Source organism: Companilactobacillus hulinensis (assembly GCF_003946555.1).
Lineage (GTDB): Bacteria > Bacillota > Bacilli > Lactobacillales > Lactobacillaceae > Companilactobacillus > Companilactobacillus hulinensis.
In genome coordinates this window covers 1-6,178 of the sequence record NZ_RHOO01000041.1, presented here as the reverse complement: position 1 = coordinate 6,178, position 6,178 = coordinate 1, and the positions used below count along the sequence as shown (strand labels likewise).

The following is a 6,178-nucleotide window of genomic DNA, read 5'->3' as shown; positions in this document are numbered from 1 at the left end:
AAACAGACCAAATCTTTTGAACGTGAATTAAAAAAACTAGTCAAAAAACATTTCCCAATAACTGTCTTGAAGCCTTGCTTAGAAGCAATTGTTGAACAAGATGTACTTGTTTTGAAACAGATTAAAGATCATGCATTAAAAGAAAATTGGCGTGGCTATCGTGAATTTCACCCTGCCAGATATGGAAACTATGGTAAAAATTATGACAACTGGATTGTTATTTATCAGCTAGATCATGATGAATTGATTTTGCTATTGGTTGCAACTGGCTCCCATGAAATCTTGAATCAATAGCTATAGTTTAGGGGCACTTATAAAAAAATAAATTAAAATAACCCCCGATATCTACATTATAGATATTGGGGGTTATTTTAACAATGATTTTGAGGGGCGATTTGTATATTATAGACCCTATATATTCATAGCCCCTTTCTGTTTGGTGTTAAAGTATTAGTCATCGATGTCATGCACTATCTTGTTTAGCTCCGTTTTGATGGAACTGGGAATATTTTCTAAATTGAAATGATTATATATTTCTTTATCCTTAAGCATCCTTTTTTGTGCCTTATTTAATTGGATGGTTTTTAAATTATTATTTTCGTCTGCCTTTTCTTTGTTATAATAAAAATCGTTGTACAAATCGAGGAGGAAAATAATGAAAAAGATTACAGCATTTTTATTGTCATTATTAATGTTACTAGGGGTATTCGCTCCAGCAACTGCAACAACCGTTCAAGCTAAGGCTTCCGAGAATATCAAAGCTACTTACACTTTGAAGAAGAATAAAAAGAAGATTGCCAAGAAAACTATCACATTGAAAAAGAATGCCACTGTTACTGATGGTCTTAAAAAAGGCTGGAAAGTTAACGACAAAGGCGGCTTTATCACAGCTATCGACGGTCACAAACAAAATAACAAGAAGAAAATTTACTGGACATTCACTGTTAATGGCAAACAAGTTAACGTTTCAGCTGACAAAAAGAAATTACACAACAAAGACAAAGTTGTTTTCAAATTATCAAAATATAACGGTTAATGATTAAATTAAAATATGAGATGAGGATAAATTCAATATCCTTATCTCATATTTTTTTGCATAAATAAGTAATTTTACAATCTACCTTTTTATTTAATTTTTAAGGATCAATACAACCACTTTTTTCACAAATCGGATAACCTAAATCCCAGATTAATATCATTTTTAACAAATCGATTAATTTAGTCGCTGTTAACGAAACGGCTATTATTGTATGAACAGCGAATGCCCATATGAAATCTGTTCTCGCCCTTCTGAACCTCTATTAATGCCACTATCCATAATAAGCATGCCTGTATAGAGCTCTTAATAATAAAGTCCAAACCACCAATAATCATAATTGTCAAAAAAATATTTTCACTCCATCTATTCTTAGGTTATCAAAGTAATCTTGATATTGTTTCTCATTTTTTCTAGGATATTTTTCAAGATCATTATTTTCCATAGTATTTTTCAACCCATATATCCACCATGAAGAATTAAATAATGCTGAAAATTCAACAGTAGGTTTGGGCTCGTGACTCAATTGGTTAAAATCATTTTGATATAAACGCCTTTTGTTTACAAATCCAAATATTTTTTCATCTACAGATCCAGAGCCTTGCTGCCACTGATTGTCACCAAAAATGCCACCAACTATTATTGGTGTTGTTCTTAAATGTTTTCTTTTGTCTATTACCATATTCAGCAACTTTATTTTCATTTTGATTGTCGTTTTTATCCTTGATGTGACTGGTATTAGAACTATTCGTCAAGGTATCGTCCTTGTCGTTTAATTGTTGCTGATGAGTAGCACTAGAAGATTCAAACAAGCCACTCAGTTTCTGAACGTGTTCTTTTAATCGATGGTTCTCTGCAACCGTTGCTATCTGTAATTTTTGCTGCTGATCTAAGGCTTGTTGTAAATTTGCAATTTGTTGATCTTTAACATCAAGTTGCTTCAGCAAGATCTGATCAATATTTTTGTCCTTGTCGTTTTCAGCTTGCCGATTTGGTTGTCGTTCTTGTCGTTTTTGCTTGTCAAAATTAGCAAGCATTTTAACGCCTTGGTTGTCTATTTCTAGATGGTTTTTAACTTTGTAAGTGTGTTTGCTTCGAAAGCCATTAATGCTATTAATACGTTGATTAATAGCTTGTTTTGACAATTTAAATTCTTCTGAAAGTTGCCGAATAGTCTTGCCCAATAGTTTCACCGCCTAATTAATCCGCCTTAAATTATAAGTTAAAAACGACAAGAAAACCAATCGACAAGCAAAACTTAAACTTGGTTGTCGATTGGTTTTCTTTAGGTATCAATCTTCAAGCTAAACTATAATTGATTTGGTTCTGGTTGTTGCCACCAATGAATGTTGCTTTAACAGCAAATATCCCGAATTAACAACAACTAAAGTTTGCATCTAGTTTTTTCCCTAATGGCTTGTTTTGATACACCAAACTCATCAGCAAGTTCTCTAATAGTTTTAGGCATGTTTTCCAAACCCCTTTCGGAGTTCAGCAAGTGCTTCTTTTCTTGCTTGATCTCTTATTTTTTTATCGTGTTCCGCTTGTTTCTCAGTTGAGCCTAAAGTTAACCCCTTAACTTTATCAATGGCACGCCATTTTTCCTGTTCTGTTAATTCACCATTATGCTGAATGTTAAAGAGTTTTTGACGTTCAGATTGAAATTGACCTTGTGAGAAGTCGTCAGCGTCTTTCTTTTCAGGTTTCCAGGTAAACGAATAGCCAATAACTGGTTTTCCGCGCCCTTTACCATATTTTTTTCTAACCGTTAATCCTCTAAACAAAGGAGTTAATTCTTCTCTAATTGGTTTAAGAACGTATCTATCAACGTCTCCCGGTTTTTTCCAATAACTTTTAGGAATATCAAGTAACTCAAAAAAATCTTCTTTTGATAAAAAAGCATAACCGGTTGTTCTGAAACCTTTTAACAATCTAAAAGCGGTTTTAGCATAACTGCTTCGAAGATCTCTAAATTCCGCTAAAGCATATCTAACCCACGTGTCTAAATTATTAAGAAGTGGCAAAGCATCTTTATATACTTCAATGTCTATATAAGGAGAATCAGCTTCACCAACAATTCTGAATTTAGTAAACATAACAAATATTTCTCTATTTAATCCAGATTTACTACGTCTTCCAAAATGAAGTCCCATTAACTTTTCATAAGTTCTTTGAATATCATCTTCAAAGCGATTATTTGCAGTCGGTTTATAGTTGCTCAAATCTTTAAGTTGTTCAAAAGAAAATCTAACTGTCTGATCTCCCTTATCACGCATACGAGAAATAATTGAAAAAAATAGATTCATTTCAATAGGGGTGAATTTACGTAACGGAATGGTATTAAGTTCAGGATCATATTTTATAAGTTCATTGCTCATAATCACACCTCCACAACTATCATACAAAATCAACGATTGTTTATCAACGATCACCATTAAAAACCTCGTTGATAAACAGACAAAACCTCGTTGATAAACAGACAAAACCTCGTTGATAAACAGACAAAACCTCGTTGATAAACAGACAAAACCTCGTTGATAAACTTCTATAAGCCTTGGGAGAGTAAGTCTCAAAAGGGGTCTAAAAGAGGTTTAAAAGAGGTTTATAAAAGAGGTTTAAAAGAGGCACTACTGTACGAGGTCAAAACCTAGAATCAAAAAACACAAAGGAGTGAGCCAAAAAACAGCTCACATTAAACTTCAGTCGCTATGCTCCTTGCGCCTCACTCTGTTCGTTGCCTAAAAAGGTGTGACAAGTCACATTCATTCGGGCGCTGACGCCCCGAACCCCGTCCAAGCTGAGCCAGCTTGACCGCTTTTTCACTCGCCGTTAGGCAGGAAAGCAAAGTTTTGTAGAAACTTTGGCTTTCGCCATTTCAGTTTTAAGACTTGTTTAAAGCTGTCAATTCCTTATGCTCCTACGCTTTGCTCGTCCGCTACCATTGACAGCAAATAGTTAGCTTTTCTAAAACTTGATAAAGATTTAACTGCTATGTCCCTTTTTAAGGGCCTTATTTTTTGTTATCAGCGATTTTGAGACTATTTATATATATTTATACCAACACAAAATAAAAAGCCCTCAGTGAGCTTTTAGAGGGCTAGATGACAGAACCTGGGAGATTACTAATATCTTCTTGCCTTTTTTGCAAAATATAAGTATCCAGGGAATCATACAAATTCTTTTTGATCTCGTCAGGTTCATTGACAGTAGCTTCAAACAATTCTTGAATATCAACTTGCCAAGGATCAGCAAGCGTTTCATCAATTGGTTTTAATACTTTCTTTTAGTTCAGCTTAATTACTCCTAACATTAAAATAATAATTTCAAATTAGATACGCAGTTCTTAAAATTAGTTATTCAAATTGTGTTGCCAAGTTTATGAAGATTCTCTGCATAAAGCAATTAAAAAAATTTGGTTGAAAGCAGCGGGATATGCAACAATTTTTAGCGTTTAAAGCATAACAAACTCAGTTAAGTGCAAACATAAATTGGATTAAAAATACAGTCAATTCAATAACAGCAGAAATTGATTTTATGTTTATCAGCAGACCGAGTGAAACGAGGTCAATGCGCACTTACACATAGAATTTATTCTATGTTGTGCTAGACCCATTAAAAACCTGTATCAAAAGTCGCCGTTGGCGACAACTAAAAATCCAAATAAAACTAACCAAAATCAATTTGATCTAACATACTTTCGGTACTTGCTTGGTCTAAGCCTAAATAAGCTAGAGTCATGGCTTCACTTGAATGATTTAATAAGTGCATGACTAAGCCAATATTGTAATTGGATTGCGTATAAACGCGATAAGCCCCAGTTTTGCGCATAGTGTGGGTACCAAGGTAATTAATGCTTAAAAGATCGCCGACTTTGCTCATGATTTTATAGAACTGTTTTTCCGTAATATGGCGTTCTGGGTGTTGAATGGACGGAAAGAGCCATTCAGATTCTAGTTTATGATCAAGCAGCCATTGACGATACAATAAAAGCTCTGTTTGAACAGGTTTAAGGTACAAGGTATTAGGCTTACCCGTTTTTCGGTCGTGAATGAACGCATTTTGTTTAATAGCACCGTCCGGATTAAAAATATCGGTTTGTTTTAAGCGCATGACATCACTCACTCGCAGTAGCGTAGCTTTGCCAACTTGAAAAACTGTATAGTTACGCCGGCCAGCTTTAAAGTTGTTGAGTAAGGTATCTTGAACCTCTTTGAGAACGTTTGAATCTTTGATGGGTAAGACAACTTGTTGCATAGTTTTAGCTCCTTAAAAATTGATTTTTAGTACAAATTAAAGTACAATATTAAGTACAATGAAAGGGTGGTAAATATGACATTAGCACTAACACAGAGCGATTTTCGCGCTAACCTAAAAAAATATTTAGATCAAGTTAATGACGAAGACGAAACCGTTTATATTGCTCGTTCAAATAGTCGCGCAGTAGCCATCGTTTCACAAGAAAAAATGGACTGGTTAGAAAGAGCATTAAAAGCTAAAGAAGGTTCGTTAGAATATGCAATTGCACGTGATCAGTTAATTAAACGCCATGTTTTACCTGACGATGAAATTGTTGAATCAGATGATGGTTATTGGGGTCAGTTTAAATAATGAAAAAACTAAGATTTAAACCACGTGCAACCTTTAATGCTGATCTAAAACGGTTAGCCAGTTTAGACAAATCTATTATTGAGGAAGTTCGAGCAGCCATTGACCTGTTGCTTGAGCAACAACAATTACCACCAGAATTTGAAGATCATGAGCTTAATCGGCGAATGAGCGGTTATAATGAATTTCACTTACGAGATACCCCGAAAAACAAAACACCAAGCGAAACTAACGATGTCCTGGTGGTTTATACGATTGATAAAGATGAACTAGTCTTAATTGGCATTCGAGTCGGATCGCATGATCGTTTATTTCCTGGTCAAAATCGTTCCAAAAGGTATCGAAAAAATGACGAATAAGAGAAGTCATTTATACCATATAAAAACAAATAACCCCCAACATCTACATTATAGATATTGGGGGTTATTTTAACAATGATTTTGAGGGGTTATTTGTGCCTTTTTTTAATCGCCCCTATAAAACAGCCCCCGTTATCTAGTGGATAGATAATAGGGGCTGTTTTTTTGTTTAATGGTA

8 protein-coding genes are annotated in these 6,178 nt (G+C 34.4%); 4 read left to right on the top strand and 4 right to left on the bottom strand.

The features are described 5' to 3' along the window. Both EKM66_RS12370 and EKM66_RS12360 read left to right on the top strand, forming a co-directional pair. A partial coding sequence (locus EKM66_RS12370; RefSeq protein WP_164505149.1) for a type II toxin-antitoxin system YafQ family toxin occupies window positions 1-294 on the top strand: 294 nt, incomplete at its 5' end. 361 nt (window positions 295-655) lie between these two features. Next, a complete protein-coding gene (locus EKM66_RS12360; RefSeq protein ID WP_125765019.1) occupies window positions 656-1,036 on the top strand; it encodes a DUF4430 domain-containing protein in 381 nt (126 codons plus the stop codon). 343 nt (window positions 1,037-1,379) lie between these two features. On the opposite strand, the gene EKM66_RS12355 is transcribed toward EKM66_RS12360, so the two are convergent. The 4 genes from EKM66_RS12355 to EKM66_RS12330 form a co-directional block, all read right to left on the bottom strand. Then, the gene (locus EKM66_RS12355; protein WP_125765017.1) at window positions 1,380-1,718 is read right to left on the bottom strand and encodes a hypothetical protein; all 339 of its coding nucleotides are present in this window, start codon (window positions 1,716-1,718) and stop codon (window positions 1,380-1,382) included. Then, on the bottom strand, window positions 1,654-2,220 hold the full coding sequence (locus tag EKM66_RS12350) for a DUF536 domain-containing protein (protein WP_062913471.1): 567 nt from the start codon (window positions 2,218-2,220) through the stop codon (window positions 1,654-1,656). Before EKM66_RS12350 ends, EKM66_RS12355 begins: the two co-directional genes overlap by 65 nt. Before the next feature lie 276 nt (window positions 2,221-2,496). After that, on the bottom strand, window positions 2,497-3,414 hold the full coding sequence (locus tag EKM66_RS12340) for a replication initiation protein (RefSeq protein WP_125765015.1): 918 nt from the start codon (window positions 3,412-3,414) through the stop codon (window positions 2,497-2,499). 1,288 nt (window positions 3,415-4,702) lie between these two features. Further along, on the bottom strand, window positions 4,703-5,290 hold the full coding sequence (locus EKM66_RS12330; protein WP_065928854.1) for a site-specific integrase: 588 nt from the start codon (window positions 5,288-5,290) through the stop codon (window positions 4,703-4,705). Between the two features lie 75 nt (window positions 5,291-5,365). Between EKM66_RS12330 and EKM66_RS12325 the strand changes: the two genes are divergently transcribed. Both EKM66_RS12325 and EKM66_RS12320 read left to right on the top strand, forming a co-directional pair. After that, on the top strand, window positions 5,366-5,644 hold the full coding sequence (locus EKM66_RS12325) for a type II toxin-antitoxin system Phd/YefM family antitoxin (protein ID WP_010620850.1): 279 nt from the start codon (window positions 5,366-5,368) through the stop codon (window positions 5,642-5,644). Beyond that, window positions 5,644-6,000, top strand: a complete 357-nt coding sequence (locus EKM66_RS12320; RefSeq protein WP_125765013.1) for a type II toxin-antitoxin system YafQ family toxin — start codon at window positions 5,644-5,646, stop codon at window positions 5,998-6,000. Before EKM66_RS12325 ends, EKM66_RS12320 begins: the two co-directional genes overlap by 1 nt. Window positions 6,001-6,178: the final 178 nt, after the last annotated feature.